Annotated in this window: 13 protein-coding genes, 1 tRNA gene and 1 other RNA gene; 6 read left to right on the forward strand and 9 right to left on the reverse strand. The window is 52.7% G+C overall.

Annotated features, from left to right (window positions below; genetic code table 11):
- Positions 1-38: 38 nt before the first annotated feature.
- The 4 genes from ACT3T7_RS07935 to ACT3T7_RS07950 form a co-directional block, all read right to left on the reverse strand.
- Positions 39-1385 (reverse strand): Na+/H+ antiporter family protein, encoded by a 1347-nt coding sequence (locus tag ACT3T7_RS07935; RefSeq protein WP_192526485.1) that lies wholly within the window; start codon positions 1383-1385, stop codon positions 39-41.
- A gap of 293 nt (positions 1386-1678) precedes the next feature.
- Entirely contained in the window at positions 1679-2596 is a 918-nt protein-coding gene (locus ACT3T7_RS07940; RefSeq protein WP_172116766.1) for a metal ABC transporter permease, read from the reverse strand.
- A gap of 23 nt (positions 2597-2619) precedes the next feature.
- Positions 2620-3447 carry a metal ABC transporter ATP-binding protein gene (locus ACT3T7_RS07945; protein ID WP_444630602.1) on the reverse strand — a complete coding sequence of 276 codons (828 nt, stop codon included), beginning with the start codon at positions 3445-3447 and terminating at the stop codon, positions 2620-2622.
- Between the two features lie 6 nt (positions 3448-3453).
- On the reverse strand, positions 3454-4371 hold the full coding sequence (locus ACT3T7_RS07950) for a metal ABC transporter solute-binding protein, Zn/Mn family (protein WP_444630603.1): 918 nt from the start codon (positions 4369-4371) through the stop codon (positions 3454-3456).
- Between the two features lie 198 nt (positions 4372-4569).
- Between ACT3T7_RS07950 and mntR the strand changes: the two genes are divergently transcribed.
- Positions 4570-5019: a manganese-binding transcriptional regulator MntR gene (mntR, locus tag ACT3T7_RS07955; protein WP_226911993.1), complete on the forward strand. Its 450-nt coding sequence runs from the start codon at positions 4570-4572 to the stop codon at positions 5017-5019.
- 38 nt (positions 5020-5057) lie between these two features.
- Here the strand turns inward: mntR and ACT3T7_RS07960 are convergent, their stop codons facing one another.
- Positions 5058-5498 (reverse strand): DUF488 domain-containing protein, encoded by a 441-nt coding sequence (locus tag ACT3T7_RS07960; RefSeq protein WP_444630604.1) that lies wholly within the window; start codon positions 5496-5498, stop codon positions 5058-5060.
- A gap of 235 nt (positions 5499-5733) precedes the next feature.
- Between ACT3T7_RS07960 and ACT3T7_RS07965 the strand changes: the two genes are divergently transcribed.
- From ACT3T7_RS07965 to betC, 3 genes are all read left to right on the forward strand, one after another.
- Positions 5734-6180: an Rrf2 family transcriptional regulator gene (locus ACT3T7_RS07965; RefSeq protein ID WP_444630605.1), complete on the forward strand. Its 447-nt coding sequence runs from the start codon at positions 5734-5736 to the stop codon at positions 6178-6180.
- A 168-nt stretch (positions 6181-6348) separates the two neighbouring features.
- Positions 6349-7092, forward strand: coding sequence for a Crp/Fnr family transcriptional regulator (locus ACT3T7_RS07970; RefSeq protein WP_193054374.1), 744 nt, complete (start codon positions 6349-6351; stop codon positions 7090-7092).
- A gap of 261 nt (positions 7093-7353) precedes the next feature.
- Positions 7354-8868, forward strand: a complete 1515-nt coding sequence (gene betC, locus ACT3T7_RS07975; protein ID WP_444630606.1) for a choline-sulfatase — start codon at positions 7354-7356, stop codon at positions 8866-8868.
- 161 nt (positions 8869-9029) lie between these two features.
- Here the strand turns inward: betC and ACT3T7_RS07980 are convergent, their stop codons facing one another.
- From ACT3T7_RS07980 to ACT3T7_RS07995, 4 genes are all read right to left on the reverse strand, one after another.
- Positions 9030-10679 carry a BCCT family transporter gene (locus ACT3T7_RS07980; protein ID WP_444630607.1) on the reverse strand — a complete coding sequence of 550 codons (1650 nt, stop codon included), beginning with the start codon at positions 10677-10679 and terminating at the stop codon, positions 9030-9032.
- A gap of 805 nt (positions 10680-11484) precedes the next feature.
- An RNA gene (gene ffs, locus ACT3T7_RS07985) (signal recognition particle sRNA small type) lies at positions 11485-11581 on the reverse strand.
- Positions 11582-11630: 49 nt separating this feature from the next.
- Positions 11631-11707, reverse strand: a tRNA-Met gene (locus ACT3T7_RS07990).
- A gap of 91 nt (positions 11708-11798) precedes the next feature.
- On the reverse strand, positions 11799-12731 hold the full coding sequence (locus tag ACT3T7_RS07995; RefSeq protein WP_444630608.1) for a choline ABC transporter substrate-binding protein: 933 nt from the start codon (positions 12729-12731) through the stop codon (positions 11799-11801).
- A 176-nt stretch (positions 12732-12907) separates the two neighbouring features.
- On the opposite strand from ACT3T7_RS07995, the gene betI reads away from it, so the two are divergent.
- Together betI and betB are read left to right on the forward strand one after the other, a co-directional pair.
- Entirely contained in the window at positions 12908-13522 is a 615-nt protein-coding gene (betI, locus tag ACT3T7_RS08000) for a transcriptional regulator BetI (RefSeq protein ID WP_193054377.1), read from the forward strand.
- A gap of 19 nt (positions 13523-13541) precedes the next feature.
- Positions 13542-15011: a betaine-aldehyde dehydrogenase gene (gene betB, locus ACT3T7_RS08005; RefSeq protein ID WP_193056355.1), complete on the forward strand. Its 1470-nt coding sequence runs from the start codon at positions 13542-13544 to the stop codon at positions 15009-15011.
- Positions 15012-15035 lie beyond the last annotated feature (24 nt).

Raw genomic sequence — 15035 nt, forward strand, 5'->3', positions numbered from 1 at the left:
CGTTTTGAGTACTTAATGATTGCTGCCCTATAACACTATTAAAGCGTCATGGCCGCCAGCCAACCAAAGGCGATTAAGGGCAGGTTGTAATGCAGAAATGTCGGTACAACGCTATCCCAAATGTGGTCGTGTTGCCCGTCCACGTTTAGGCCTGAGGTTGGCCCTAACGTCGAGTCAGATGCTGGTGAACCGGCATCGCCCAATGCCGCCGCCGTACCCACCAGCGCCACCGTTGCCATGGGGGAAAAGCCAAACTGTATCGCCAAGGGTACAAAGATCGCGGCAATAATCGGAATCGTCGAGAATGATGATCCAATGCCCAGGGTAATAAAAAGCCCTACCAGCAACATCACTAAGGCTGCGACACCTCGGTTATCACCAAAGATATCAAAAGCCCCCGTCACTAACGTATCGATCTCACCCGTGGATTTCATCACTTCGGCAAAACCTGACGCAGAGATCATGATAAAACCGATCAGCGCCATCATCCGCATGCCGCTGGTAAACAGGTCATCAGCTTCACGCCACTTAAAAATGCCGCCTAAGGAGAGCAAACCAATCCCGACCAGGCCACCCAAAATCATCGACCCGCTATAAAGCTGCAAGCCAAGCGCTGCCACAATGGCAACACCAGACATTACCAACCCCAAGAGGTGAGGCTCAGCCGGTGTAGAATCCTGCTGATAAGGAGCCGCCGCCAACTCTTTATCCGCATATTCACGATTACCGCGGTAGCTAAAGAACAGCGCCACTAATAAACCAATGGCCATACCACCAACAGGAATGGCCATCGCCATCGGCACCATGCCACGCGTAATCTCCAAGCCAAATGGCGTACCGGCACTGTTTAAGTTAGCCAACAAAATATCGTTCAAGAAAATTGCGCCGAACCCAACGGGCAATAACATGTAAGGCGCGGTTAAGCCGAACGTTAATGCACAGGCTACCGCTCGACGATCCAACTTCAGACGATTCATAAGGGTAAGCAGTGGAGGAATCAGCACTGGAATAAACGCAATATGCACCGGAATCACGTTTTGCGATGCAATAGCCACTAACAATATGGCGGTGAGCAGCAGCGTTTTCACACGAGCCTGACGCGCAGCCGTTGCCTCCTTGCCCAGCATCGCAATCAATCGGTTCGCCAGCATATCGGGCAAGCCAGAACGCGAGATGGCAACCGCAAACGCACCGAGCGTTGCATAGGCCAGCGCTACCTGCGCTCCCCCGCCAACACCGTTGTTGAAGGCCTCTAACGTTTGGTCAAGCGTAAGCCCGCCCACCAGGCCACCCACCAGCGCACCTACAACCAATGCAAAAACAACTGAGACACGCACAAGAGACAGCACTACCATGACAAGCACGGCAAGAATAACTGCATTCATGAAGATTTCCAGACCGATGACAAGGTGATTAGGACGTGTACGAAAAACAAGCGAATGCCGGATGGCACACTCAAGAGCCACCATTTCGTACACAGCCTAATATCGAAGGGTGCAAATTTTAGCAGATAGCGCGCTTACAAAAAGCATCCATCAGTTATTTCTCTGCTGTTGCTAATGTTTTGGCATATAGAGGAATCTCTGTACGTTTGCGAGCCCCGCCAATGGCGTCACTGGCCGTACTGCTTTTTAGCCAACTCATGGCGGACTCGGGTGCTCTGTTCGTAAACGAGCCGTTATCCCATCTTCCAATGACGCCACTGGCGCGGCACGATACCCTGCTTGGGCGAAAAGAGCAGCGCCAAAACAAAGAAAGCGAAAGCCACCAGTACGATTGAGCCACCCGATGCCACGTTAAATACTACCGAAAGCCAAAGCCCGATAACCGCAGACAATATGCCAATGGATACTGAAATCAACAGCATTATCGTGAAGCGGTCTGTCAGCAGATGTGCTGTCGCACCTGGCGTGATCAACATGGCAACGACCAATATGATGCCGACAGTTTCAAGGCTTGCAACAATCGTCAGCGTCAGCAAAAGAATGAGGCCATAGTGAATAATCTGCGTATTAAAGCCCAATGCCTGTGCCTGCTGAGGGTCGAAGGCATAGAGCAACAAGGGCCGATAAGCGAGCCATACCGTTAAAATGGCAATGATGCTGGCAACAAAGGTCAGCATTAATGCTGAGTGTTTAACACCCAGTACATTGCCAAACAGAATGTGCATCAGATGGGTACTGGAAGCCAGTTTACTGATAATGACCACACCAAGGGCGAAGGAGGCGGTAAACATCAGCCCCATCGCAGCATCTGCTTTAATTCGTGTGTTCCTTTCAATCGCCCCGATGCCTACCGAGGTCAGCGCCCCAGTAATAAACGCTCCTACAAAGAAGGGCCAGCCAAGCAAATACGCAATGGCTACCCCCGGCAGCACGGCATGAGAAATCGCATCCCCCAACAGTGACCAGCGCTTTAACACGACATAACAGGAAAGCATCCCACAAATAGCGCCTACCAGCACCGAGGTGAGTAGCGCTCTTTGCATAAATGCATACTGAAAGGCGTCAGAAACGCTGTCAGGTAGCAGGTTAACTACCACCATTAACGCTGCGATTAAGCCGTTTACCAGTGCATCGCTAAACGTTTCAATCATTAATATGCTGTCAACCACGTAACTTACCCCTGCCCAGAACTATTGGAAGCCACTGGCATCGTTTGGCGATCATTGGCCGTTTGCTCAATTGAACTCACTGCAAGTTCGGCCAGTTTTGTTTCGCTTAGCATCTCTTCAGGCGTACCAGTACCCCGCACAAAGCGATTAATCAGCACGACGTGATCCACATAGCGGCGAGCACCGGGCATATCATGTGTGACCATAATCACGGTTTTACCCGCTTCACGCTCGCGACGAAGTACCGACAAGATGAGCTTCTCGCTGGGCGGGTCAACGCCAGCCAGTGGCTCATCCAACAACAAAATGCTGGCCTGCTGCGCTAGCGCGCGTGCTAGCAACACACGTTTTTTTTGACCACCGGAAAGCGCGCCAATAGGTCGGTCTGCCAGGTCGAGCATGTTGACTGCCACCAAAGCATCATGCACCGCTTCGCTATGTCGAGCGTGATGCCAGCGCGCTGGCAATAAGCGGCGCCATAACGCATCGCTGCGCATGTGTCCGTAGCACCCACCCATAACGGTGTCCCATACCGAGACAGGAAAATCCCACTCAATCGCCTCGCGCTGAGCCATATACGCGATACGCCCCGCCCGACGATGCTTTGCTATGGGCTCGTCAAAGGCTTTTACGCTGCCTTGCAGCGGCTTCATGCTGCCGGTCAACACATGAAAAAGTGTCGATTTACCCGCACCGTTAGGCCCGACAATGGCCGTCCACTTCCCGGCGGGAAATGTGAGGTGTATATCTTCCAGCACGGTTTGGCGCTGATAAGCAGCGTACAGCCCGGTTATTTCAATGGCTGCCATCGTGCTCGGTAAACTGGTTGTCATGATGTACTACTCAACGGCTAAATACTGGCGCAGCATATCGGCGTTATGCCTCAACATGGCAAAATAGTCTCCCGCCTCGCCCTCTGGCTCGCTTAACGAGTCCACGTATAAAGGGCCCGCGGAGGGAATTCCCGTATCTCTGGAAAGGCTACTAACGTAACGATCCGACGTTGTGCTTTCCCAAAAAAGCGCTGCAGGCTGGCGTGCGTTAATCAAGTCGATGACGCGCATTAACTGCTGCGGCGAGCCTTCCGTTTCGGCGTTATTTCCCCAGATACCGTCATGTTCAAAGCCATAAGTATCAGAGAAATACAAAAATGCTGCTTCGCTTGAGAGCAAAACACGACGCTCTTCCGGAATATCGCTTAGCATCTGTTGAAGCTCCAAGTGAAGGTCTTGAAGTTCTGCCACGACGTTATCGGCACGCGCCTGAATATCCTCTGCCTGCTCTGGCAGAAGGTCTTCCAACTCATTCGCTATCACATGAACATAGGCCATTGCCGCACGCGGGTCTGTCCACAAATGTGGGTCGACATCGCCCTGCATATCGCCAATCATAATATGTTGAGTGGGGTATTCAGACGCTTCGGCAACGGCGACCAAGGACACATCGTCTTGGGTAGTCGCTTCCACCTGGCGCATCCACTGCTCTAGCTGATAGCCGTTATAAAAAACAATATCGGCTTCTTCCAGAGCGGCAAAATTATTGGGCGTTAATTCCCACTCGTGCACCTCTGCATTAACAGGGCTCAGCACTGATACGTTGGCGTCGTCTTCTGCCACGCGGGCCACCAAATCGCCCAATACCGTAAACGTCGCCACAACATTAATCGGCGGCGATAGCGTCTGGGCACTGGCCGTCGTAACGCTGCCCGCCGTCGCAAGCAACAAACTTATCATCAAGCATGTTTTTCGTTGGCTCATGGACGTCCCCCGTTGTAAATTTGGTTTGCGCTAATTACAACTTTAGCTCAACAAAAAAGTATTGTGCAAATAGTTTAGCCTTGGCTAACAATTATTCTACAATATGCGCTACCATGATCCATTAGAGTTTTCCATTCACCTCGATATAGTCTGCCAATGAGTGATAACGATCAGCCGCTTCCCCATAACGCCAAATGTATGAGTAAAAGTTACTGCAATGACGCATTGCCGCCCATTGAAGAGCACACACGGCAATATGAAACCGTGCGCAATGCGCATGAAACCGAGCTAATCGAAGATTACGTTGAGCTGATCGGCGACCTGATTCGCCATCGGGGAGAAGCGCGCGCCGCCGACATCGCCAGCCGCATGGGGGTGAGTCAAGCGACCGTATCCAAGATGATCCGCCGCTTAAATGAGCTGGGACTGGTCACCAGTAAGCCTTACCGCTCCCTGTTTCTAACAGCGGAAGGCCAAAAAATGGCAGAAACATCCCGGGCACGGCACGATATAGTGCTACATTTTTTACGCGCGCTGGGCGTTAATGATCATACCGCACGCATTGATGCTGAAGGCATGGAGCATCATGTCAGCAATGAAACTCTGGCGATTATGCAGCACTTTATTGACGAACAAACAACGCGTTAATCACGACCGATAGCCAGCCCGGTGATTAACATCCTTCGCTACTCACTATCCTGAGAACGGCTATTTAAGTAACACGGTGAGGACGCTAACTCTTGGTCTGCTTGGTCTGCTCGGTCTTCTATATCCAGCGCGTCCAGCACCGCTTCACGCAGAGTGGGCAAATGTGAATGGTCCAACTGACGTGAAGCCGTTAATAACGTCAGCTTACCTTGCCTGGCATAACGCATCAGCGGTAGTAATGCCTCATCAGACTCCTTTAACTCCAAACGGTAGCGGGTCTGAAAGGAAGCCTCACTAATCTTGTCCTGGTGGTAGTCACGCCTTAGAGATGATGAAGGCGCGGCATCGCGATACCACTCCGTTAGCGCCAGCGAAGCACGCTCTTTTCCACGTGGCCATAAACGGTCAACCAGGACGCGTGCTCCCTCGTCGTCTTCAAACGCAGAATAGACGCGCTTAAGCACTATTTCGTAGTTCATATGACCTCCCTGATCCGCTTTTTTAACAACACCCCATTCACCCTACCCATGCTATACAGGCTACCAGGCAATTACTCTGCCCCATGTTAACGACATTAACGATGAGCAAAAATGATTAATAGCGCTCATTTTCTATCATAAACACCTTCCTTTTATTATCACGGCCCCTAGCCGAATATTCCCCATCCTTTTTAAACCCCGTACAATGCGGTGTTTGGTCCACACTTGGCAAACCATGCACCTAACCCGCTTCACGGATTACTCTATTCGCGTTTTGATTTACCTGGCAGCCAAGGGAGAAGAGCGCGCAACAATCACGGAAATTGCCGAGACATTCTCGATCTCGCGCAATCACTTGATGAAAATTGTCCAGGAACTACATCAAAAAGAGTACCTCAAAGCCATCCGCGGCAAGCATGGCGGACTTTGGCTAAACCGGGCGCCCGAACACATTCGATTAGGGGCGTTGGTGAGAGATACCGAGCAGGAAATGGCGCTCGTCGAGTGCTTTCGAGACGATAGCGCCTGCGTCATTACCCCCGCATGCCGCTTAAAGCCTATCCTTAACGATGCACTAGACGCCTTTTTGGGCGTTCTGGATCAATATACACTGGCCGATTTGCTGCAGGGCCAACACACCAGCCTAGCGTCACTAATGAAAATACCTGCCAAAGAACTTTAATTTTTTTTAAAGTCTCCTTCCAAATAAATAAAATCCAATACGATAAATCGCGTAACCTGGCTATTTCACCTCACGTGGAGCATGCTTGAGACTGGCCTTACCAAACCACATAGTGCGCAGAAAATGTTGCATCAGGCTTCATTATTTCTGCAAACCTCGGAGCCAAACATGACCACAGCGCCCTTCTCGCCTAATCACATCATGATCCGCAAATTAGAAAATATTTTTGCGCTTACCAGTGAAGAGAAGCAGGCACTGATGGGGCTACCGATCCACACAAAAGAAATCAAGAGCAATCAAGACATTGTTAAAGTGGGCGATCAGCCAAACCAGTGCTGCTTGATGGTTGAGGGCTTTACCTGCGTCAACAAAGTATCCATTGAAGGCAAGCGCCAGATCATGGCCCTGCATGTTCCTGGCGACATACCCGACCTGCAAAGCCTTCACTTGAGAGTAATAGATATTAATATTGCCTCTATCAGCCCCTGCAAGCTCGGCTTCATTCAGCATAAAGATCTGCACCAACTCTGTGAGCGCTATCCCAGGCTTGTTGCTGCCTTTTGGCGCGAGACACTTGTCTACGCCTCTATTTTCCGTGAATGGCTGTTAAATATTGGACAACGCGAGGCTTACTCCCGTATCGCGCATATTATCTGCGAACTCATGGTGCGCCTAAAGACAGTAGGCTTGACTGAGGGGAACACGTTCTATATGCCAACGACCCAAGCAGAAATAGCAGATGCGACAGGAATGACGCCCGTCCACGTAAACCGCGTTTTTCAGGCACTACGCGCAGATGGCTTGATCATCACCGAAAGAAGCCGGATGACCATACCTGACTGGGACAAGCTGCAGCAAGCTGGCGAGTTCGACCCACTCTATCTTCACCTTAAAAACGATGGAAACACATAGCGCTCAGCCTCCAACCGGCAGGTAGGCCGTATGATTATCACACAGCAGTAGCATTAATATAGGGCACAGTAGAACCAGGTTGATGGCGGTAACAGACACTATCCGCTAAATCGTCGTTTATACCTAAGGCCAACGTGAGTTTGGGCTTAGGGGGCAAATAAATCATTGGTTTACTACTTCCTGGCACGTCATTGTAAGGGATTGAAGTCGCGTCTATTGGCAGCTTCGAATATCAACAATACTCGCCAGGGAGATTTCTATATGGCTAGACCTAATGTACTGGTGTTAATGGCCGACCAACTCAACGGTACACTGTTCAAGGATGGCCCCGCCGATTTCTTGCATGCGCCTAACCTCAAGAAACTGGCCAAACGCTCGGTCAATTTCAACAATGCCTATACACCTAGCTATCTTTGCGCACCGGGGCGGGCCGCCTTCATGTCGAGCCAGTTGCCGAGCCGCACCGGGGTATATGACAACGCAGCGGAATTTCCTTCAAGCGTGCCGACATGGGCGCATCATTTGCGTCGCGCAGGTTATTCCACCTGCTTGTCGGGAAAGATGCACTTCGTCGGCCCAGATCAGCTCCACGGTTTCGAGAAACGCTTAACCACCGATGTCTACCCGGCTGATTTCGGCTGGACACCTGACTACACCAAGCCCGGAGAACGTATCGACTGGTGGTACCACAATCTGGGGTCGGTAACAGGCGCTGGCGTTGCTGAAATTTCCAATCAGATGGAATACGACGACGAAGTCGCGTTTCACGCCGAGCAGCGGCTATATGACCTGTCGCGCGGTCACGACGAGCGGCCTTGGGCGCTGTGCGTCAGTTTCACTCACCCGCACGACCCCTATGTAGCACGTCGCCAATACTGGGATTTATATAACGACTGCGAGTATCTTGAGCCACAGCAAGGGCCCGTGCCTTTCGAAGAGTTGGATCCGCATTCCCAGCGGATTTTCGAAGCCAACGATTACACCAAGTTCAACATCCAGCGCCAAGACGTGCGTAACGCTCGCCAGGGCTATTTCGCCAACATCTCCTATGTCGACGACAAGATCGGCGGCATTCTAGACGTGCTCGAACGCACCCGCATGCTCGACAACACGATTATCGTGGTCTGTGCCGACCACGGCGATATGCTTGGCGAAAAGGGCCTGTGGTTCAAGATGAGCCCCTATGAAGGCTCGTCGCGGGTACCGCTGATGCTGTCTGCACCGGGGATCGAACCACGCAATGTCGAGGATCCCGTATCGATCATCGATATCAATACCACCATCGCCGACCTGGTCGGCATTGACCTTTCCTCGATCGCGCCCTATACCGATGGCCAGTCGCTGCTCCCCTTGACCAGAGGCGAGAAGCGCGACGCGCCGGTGTACATGGAATACGCCGCCGAGGCCAGCTATTCGCCGATTGTGACCATTCGCGAGGGCAAGTGGAAATTCAACTATTGCGAGATTGACCCACCACAGCTATTCGACCTGGAGGCCGACCCGCTGGAGCAGCACAACCTTGCGGTGCATCCCGACTACGCCGAGGTAGTGGCCGACTATCAGACCAAGGTACACGAGCAGTGGGACATGAAAGCCTTCGATGCCGACGTGCGCGCCTCCCAGGCCCAGCGTCTGATCGTCTACGAAGCCCTGCGTAATGGCCACTACTATCCGTGGGACTATCAGCCGCTGCAGGACGCTTGCGAGCGCTACATGCGTAACCACATGGATCTGAACGAAGTCGAAGAAGCCCAGCGCTACCCCCGCGGCGAGTAAGCTCATGGCGACTCACCTCATCTGAGCTGAATCGGATTTTCGGGGGGATTACACAAGCAACGCGGACGCCCGTACCTGTTGGGGTACAGGCGTTTTTCTTTCGTGTGGGACAGTAAAACTCCTCCTAGCCGGACATCGCGCCCGGCAAAGGGGTCAACACGTCACTTTCCGTTGCGCATGCGGCGCAGCTCGCCGTTCAGCGCTCGGATGATGCAGTAGCACATCAGCAGCATCAAGATGGAAAATGGGATAGCCGTCGCCGTGACACCCGCTTGAAGCGCCGACAATCCACCACCGATCAATAACACGATGGCAATCAACCCCTCTACCGTCGCCCAGAACATACGCTGAGGCCGAGGCGCTTCGATCTTGCCTCCGGCGGTGATGGTATCGATCACCAGAGAGCCGGAATCCGATGACGTCACGAAGAAGGTGAGCGCCAGAATGATCCCCAGGCTCGACATCAAGCCCGTCAGCGGTAGCTCATTGAGCATGCCGAATAGGGCTAGTTCGGGACGGTAGCTATCGATCACGTACTCCTTGACCAGACTGGCGGCGGGATTGGTATAAAGCTGATCCAGTGCAATGCTGCCGAATACCCCCATCCAGATAAAGATAAAAAGGCTTGGCACGATCAGCACGCAGAGCAGAAATTCACGCACCGTACGACCCTTGGACACGCGCGCGACAAACATGCCGACAAAAGGCGCCCAACTGACCCACCACGCCCAGTAAAACACCGACCAGTCTTGACGATAGGCGTCATCTTCACGTCCAAAGGGCGCCGAGAGCGGAATGAGCTCCGTCACATAATGGGTGATTCCCGTCCACATGCCGCTGATCGCCATCAGGGTCGGGCCAGCGAACAGCACAAAGAAGAAGAACATCACGGCCGCGATCATGTTGATCTCGGAGAGTCGCTTTACGCCCCCCTCCAGGCCGCGCCACACCGATACCAGCGCCACCGCAGTGACAAGTGCAATGATAATGACCTGTGTCGTGGTATTGATGGCCATACCGAAAACAAAATTCAGTCCCGCGTTGGCCTGCTGCGCTCCCAGGCCCAGTGCCGTGGCCAAGCCGAACAGGGTGGAAAACACCGCCAGGATATCGATCCAGTGCCCCCACCAGCCCCATACGCGATCCCCCAGGATAGGAAAGAAGATCGAGCGAATAGAAAACGGCAGTTTCTTGTTATAACTAAAGATCGCCAGAGCAAGCGCCATCACCGCGTATACGGCCCAGCCGTGCAGCCCCCAGTGTAGAAACGTCCCCGCCAGCCCCATGGCCGAGGCTTCGTCAACCGCGGCCATATTTAGCGCACCGTCGGCACCGAAGGGCGAAGGAGTCCCTAAGGGCGAAGACACATTTGCATGATAAACCGGTTCCAGCACGCTGAAGAACAGCAAGGCGATCCCGATACCCGCCGTGAACAACAAAGCGAACCACGACAGGTAGCTGTGTTCCGGCCGGGCATCCGGGCCGCCTAGTCTCACTTTGCCATGGGGAAGCACGATCAGTGCCAGACAGAAGACAATGAAAAAATCCACCAGAATCATGAAGTACCAGTCCAGCGTGCGCGTCGAGAAGCCAACGATAGATTGGAACAGCTCCCCTGCCTGCGCCGGGAACATCAGGGTCAACACAATGAAAATCAACGAGGCGAGTGCGGACAGGACAAAGACACGGTTATGAATGTCAAAACCGATGGGCCCCATACTTCCCTGGATGTTGTCCTGCCCTACAACATAATCCGTCTGCATATCGCTGTCGTCGTACGTCGACGAGGCCCGTTTATTTAATAAGCCCATACGCTGTATCTCCTTATTGTAGTGATTGATTTATCATTGTTCTCGCTTGGGCACTGAAGACTGGCTGCAAAGCGAAATGGCTTGCTGCTCGAAGCGTTGTTATGTAGAAAAACGTCATTCAGGAAAACCCTGGCAATGCCTCTCATCAAGTAATGCGCCCAGGCAGCTAGCCTCTGCCGGCGCCTCCCTGGGGGTTCCCCTCACTCTTATGCTCTAGCCCCCCTCTCACCGAGACAACGGCTACGAATAGTCAGTTGACCTGAGTGGCGCGCCAGGAGGCTGGCTTATCTCTAACTGGGGTGCTTTCATGGAGAAACCTCTCAGGCAGGGGCTACCAATGCTAAAACAATTCATCTAGTCGTCGTGAGTCCATGCACAATGACGTGCTTGTCGCTAACAGACCAATGATTTATTCGCTACCTGAGCCCAAGCACACATTGGCCTTAGGCATCACCGCTACTGAGTTCTTCAAAGCCTTGGATGGATATAAGAAAATGCATGCCATCGCATAAGATAAAGGCGCTACTCGCTTAGTTGCTTAATCGCCATGTTCCCAGTAGTCATAGCACGCGTGCTGATCACAACCCGTCAAGGAAGACTCAACAATGCGAGTACAGCTTGTTTTAAAACTAGCAAATTTGTAGAGGTTTTTTACACGAGGGTGACGGAGCTTGCGCTAAACATGACAGCACCCCATTTCGTAGGATTACTACAAAAACAGGTTATGTCACGATAAGCCGCAAATTATGTCATTTTGGCTGGAATTTATGTCACAACAGGCTGGAAACGACAGAAATGGAGGCGGCCCCAAAAGCCACATCCCGGCACACGCAGCCACCACTACCGTTGCTCCCTTCCGGGCCTGGCGGGGTTTGCAGTATAGCGTTGCGGGAGGACCTAAGGGGCCACCATAGCAATACACTTGAATATCCATGTACTGCGGCGCTGATTTGGTGGCTACGCCCTGATTTGAACAGGGGACCCCATCATTATGAGTGATGTGCTCTAACCAACTGAGCTACGTAGCCTTTCCGACATCAGCGGGTGCAGATTATGCCTATTCTCGAAACAAAAGGCAAGCCGAAAACAGGCTTACCTTTCAATGAGACAATGACAAATTTACAGAGCGGCCTGAACTGCTGGCAGTGCAGGCTCGCCATCCAAGGTCGTCACACCCTCAAGCCACGCGGCTAATAAATCGTCGTGCTCTTTTAAATAACGATTGGCGGCAACGCGAGGGTCGACACCCTCATTCATAATGGCGCCCATTAACTGGTTTTCCATTTCCAGCGTAAACGTCATATTGCCAAGTAGTGTACCCACGTTCGAGCACGCTTCGACAAACCCGGCGCGCGTATTGGTGTGCACCGTGGCGCCACCCAAATCAGGTCCAAAGTAATCATCCGCATCGGATAAGTAGGCCATATCAAAGTTGGTATTCATGGGATGCGGCTCCCACCCCAGAAAGACCATCCACTCTTCATTGGGGACGCGTGTTGTCAACTCTGAAAGCATGCCTGCTTCACTGGAATCCACCACCTGCCAATCGCCCAGGTCGTAGGCATTATCATCAATCATTTGCTGGATAAGCTCATTGCCATCGTTACCCGCCTCGATGCCATGCACGCGATGGTTAAATTGATCAGCGTGAGCCGCCAAATCATTCACAGAGGTAACACCTGCATCGTACACGTATTGCGGTACGGCCAGCGTGTATTTGGCGCCTTCTAAATTGACAACTAACCGCTCAACATCGCCACTCTCAATATACGGGTCGCTGATGGACGCCATAGAGGGCATCCAGTTGCCTAGAAAAACATCAAAATCATTGTTACGCATGCCCGCATAGGCAATCGGCACTGACACCGTATCGACGGTTGGCGTGTAGCCTAGCGCCTCCAACACTTCGCTGGCCAACGCCGTCGTCGCGGTAATATCGGTCCAGCCCACTTCGGCAAAACGCACACGCGAACACTCATCGGCTTGGGCCATCATGGGCATAGCAGCCCCCAATACCAATGCGCTTAATCCCACCACCTGGACACGTTTCATTACAACTCCCCTTCTATTTTACGTAAATGGGCATGTTTATTCCTTTAACGCCAAGCGCAGCAACATGCACCAGCGTTTATTGATTGAACGTTCAATAAACAACTACTAAGATATACAGATAATCATGACTAACCGTATGTTTCAAGTTAGGCATTCAACGTCATCAGGAGACAGCTGTGCCAAAGCTGGGAATGGAACCGATACGCCGCCAGCAGTTAATCAACGCCACCATGGCGGCCATTGACGAAGTGGGGTTGGCAGAAGCAACCATTATGCGGATTGCCCGTCACGCGGGCGTCTCTGCAGGCATCATCAGTCACTACTTTGGCGGGAAAGATGGCCTTCTTGAAGCCACTATGCGCCAGATCTTGACTGACCTTAGTGACGCTATTTCGGCGCGACGCAGGGCGTTGAACGATGACTCACCTAAAGCGCACATCAGCGCGATCATCGAAGGCAACTTCGATCGCACTCAAGTGACCGGCCCTGCGGCTAAAACATGGCTTGCCTTTTGGGCCAGCAGCATGCACAAGCCGATGCTTCAGCGCCTACAGAATGTGAACGATAGACGCCTTTACGCCAATTTATGCTGTCAGTTTCGACGCGTGCTCCCCCACGTTGAGGCACGCAATGCGGCCCGTGGGTTGGCCGCCATGATTGATGGTTTATGGCTACGCGGTGCATTAACACCCGAAGGGCTTGATGCCGACAAAGCCCGCCATCTAGCGCTCCACTATCTTGATCAACTCTTGGCCCATCACAAATATCAACACTCAGCACCCGCTCATTAAGGTTATAAAGGAGATCAACATGTCCGCTCAAGATGTACAGCCTCTCTATATTGATGGTCGCCCGGTCGCTGCCACGTCAGGTACTACTTTTACCGTTACTAACCCATTTGATGGCAGCCTGCTTGCGACACTTGGCCAAGCAAGCCAACAGGACGTTGACGCAGCCGTTGAAGCGGCCCAGCGTGGCCAGCGCGAATGGGCTGCCATGACCGGCATGGAGCGCTCCCGTATCATGCAGCGCGCGGTTGCGTTGCTGCGTGAGCGCAATGACGAGCTGGCAGCGCTCGAGACCCGCAACACCGGTAAGCCGATTAGCGAAACAGCAAGTGTCGACATCGTGACGGGCGCTGATGCGATTGAGTACTTCGCAGGGCTGGCCCCCGCTATTCAAGGCAGCCAAATTCCACTGCGCGAAAGCTCCTTTGTGTATACCCGCCGCGAGCCACTGGGCGTCATTGGCGCCATCGGCGCGTGGAACTACCCCCTTCAAATCGCCTGCTGGAAAGCCGCGCCAGCGCTGGCGGCAGGTAATGCCGTTGTCTTTAAACCCAGTGAAGTGACACCGCTGAGCGCAATTAAACTGGCTGAGATTTTTACTGAAGCTGGCCTGCCAGACGGTGTTTTCAACGTGGTGCAAGGTGATGGCGACGTAGGCGCGATGCTGACGGCACACCCGAGCATTGCCAAAGTGTCGTTTACCGGTGAAGCAGGTACCGGCAAAAAAGTGATGGCCGCAGCCGCTAGCTCATCGCTTAAAGACGTCACGATGGAACTGGGTGGAAAATCACCGCTGATCATCTTTGCCGATGCGGACCTGGACCGCGCCGCCGATGCGGCCATGATGGCCAATTTCTACTCCAGTGGCCAAGTTTGCACCAACGGTACGCGGGTGTTTATCGAACGCAGTGTGAAAGACGCATTTGAAGCCAAGCTGGTGGAGCGTGTTGAGCGCATCAAAGCAGGCGACCCTATGGATCCTGGCGTTAATTTTGGTCCTCTGGTCAGTTTTGAGCACCAGGCAAAGGTGCTTTCCTATATTGCCTTGGGTAAACAGCAAGGCGCCCGCCTGCTGGTGGGTGGTGATGAGTGGAAAAGCGGCGACTGGGCCAACGGCGCTTGGGCAGCACCTACCGTATTTACCGATTGCACAGATGATATGCGCATTGTGCAGGAAGAAATTTTCGGCCCGGTGATGTCGGTGCTGGCCTTTGATGATGAAGCTGACGTCATTCGTCGCGCCAACGACACCCGGTATGGCTTGGCAGCCGGCGTATTTAGCGAAAGCTTAAACCGGGCGCATCGCGTTATTCATCAGTTGGAAGCGGGTATTTGCTGGATGAATACGTGGGGTGAATCGCCTTCTGAAATGCCGGTTGGCGGTTATAAAGAGTCGGGGATTGGCCGTGAAAATGGTATCGATACGCTTAACCACTATACCCAAACCAAGTCGGTACAAATCGAGATGGGCCCCTTTGAGTCGGTGTTTTAAAGCGAAACAGCAAACACGCCAGCT

The organism is Halomonas sp. 111, from assembly GCF_052379685.1.
Taxonomy (GTDB): Bacteria; Pseudomonadota; Gammaproteobacteria; order Pseudomonadales; family Halomonadaceae; genus Vreelandella; species Vreelandella citrativorans.

What these genes read in the sequence shown, in the direction of transcription:
- betB (WP_193056355.1), top strand. Translation starts at nt 13,542, where the DNA reads ATGTCCGCTCAAGATGTACAGCCTCTCTATATTGATGGTCGCCCGGTC.
- ACT3T7_RS07965 (WP_444630605.1), top strand. Translation starts at nt 5,734, where the DNA reads ATGCACCTAACCCGCTTCACGGATTACTCTATTCGCGTTTTGATTTAC.
- ACT3T7_RS07970 (WP_193054374.1), top strand. Translation starts at nt 6,349, where the DNA reads ATGACCACAGCGCCCTTCTCGCCTAATCACATCATGATCCGCAAATTA.
- mntR (WP_226911993.1), top strand. Translation starts at nt 4,570, where the DNA reads ATGAGTAAAAGTTACTGCAATGACGCATTGCCGCCCATTGAAGAGCAC.
- ACT3T7_RS07935 (WP_192526485.1), bottom strand. Translation starts at nt 1,385, where the DNA reads ATGAATGCAGTTATTCTTGCCGTGCTTGTCATGGTAGTGCTGTCTCTT.
- ACT3T7_RS07950 (WP_444630603.1), bottom strand. Translation starts at nt 4,371, where the DNA reads ATGAGCCAACGAAAAACATGCTTGATGATAAGTTTGTTGCTTGCGACG.
- ACT3T7_RS07940 (WP_172116766.1), bottom strand. Translation starts at nt 2,596, where the DNA reads ATGATTGAAACGTTTAGCGATGCACTGGTAAACGGCTTAATCGCAGCG.
- ACT3T7_RS07945 (WP_444630602.1), bottom strand. Translation starts at nt 3,447, where the DNA reads ATGACAACCAGTTTACCGAGCACGATGGCAGCCATTGAAATAACCGGG.
- ACT3T7_RS07960 (WP_444630604.1), bottom strand. Translation starts at nt 5,498, where the DNA reads ATGAACTACGAAATAGTGCTTAAGCGCGTCTATTCTGCGTTTGAAGAC.
- ACT3T7_RS07980 (WP_444630607.1), bottom strand. Translation starts at nt 10,679, where the DNA reads ATGGGCTTATTAAATAAACGGGCCTCGTCGACGTACGACGACAGCGAT.
- betC (WP_444630606.1), top strand. Translation starts at nt 7,354, where the DNA reads ATGGCTAGACCTAATGTACTGGTGTTAATGGCCGACCAACTCAACGGT.
- ACT3T7_RS07995 (WP_444630608.1), bottom strand. Translation starts at nt 12,731, where the DNA reads ATGAAACGTGTCCAGGTGGTGGGATTAAGCGCATTGGTATTGGGGGCT.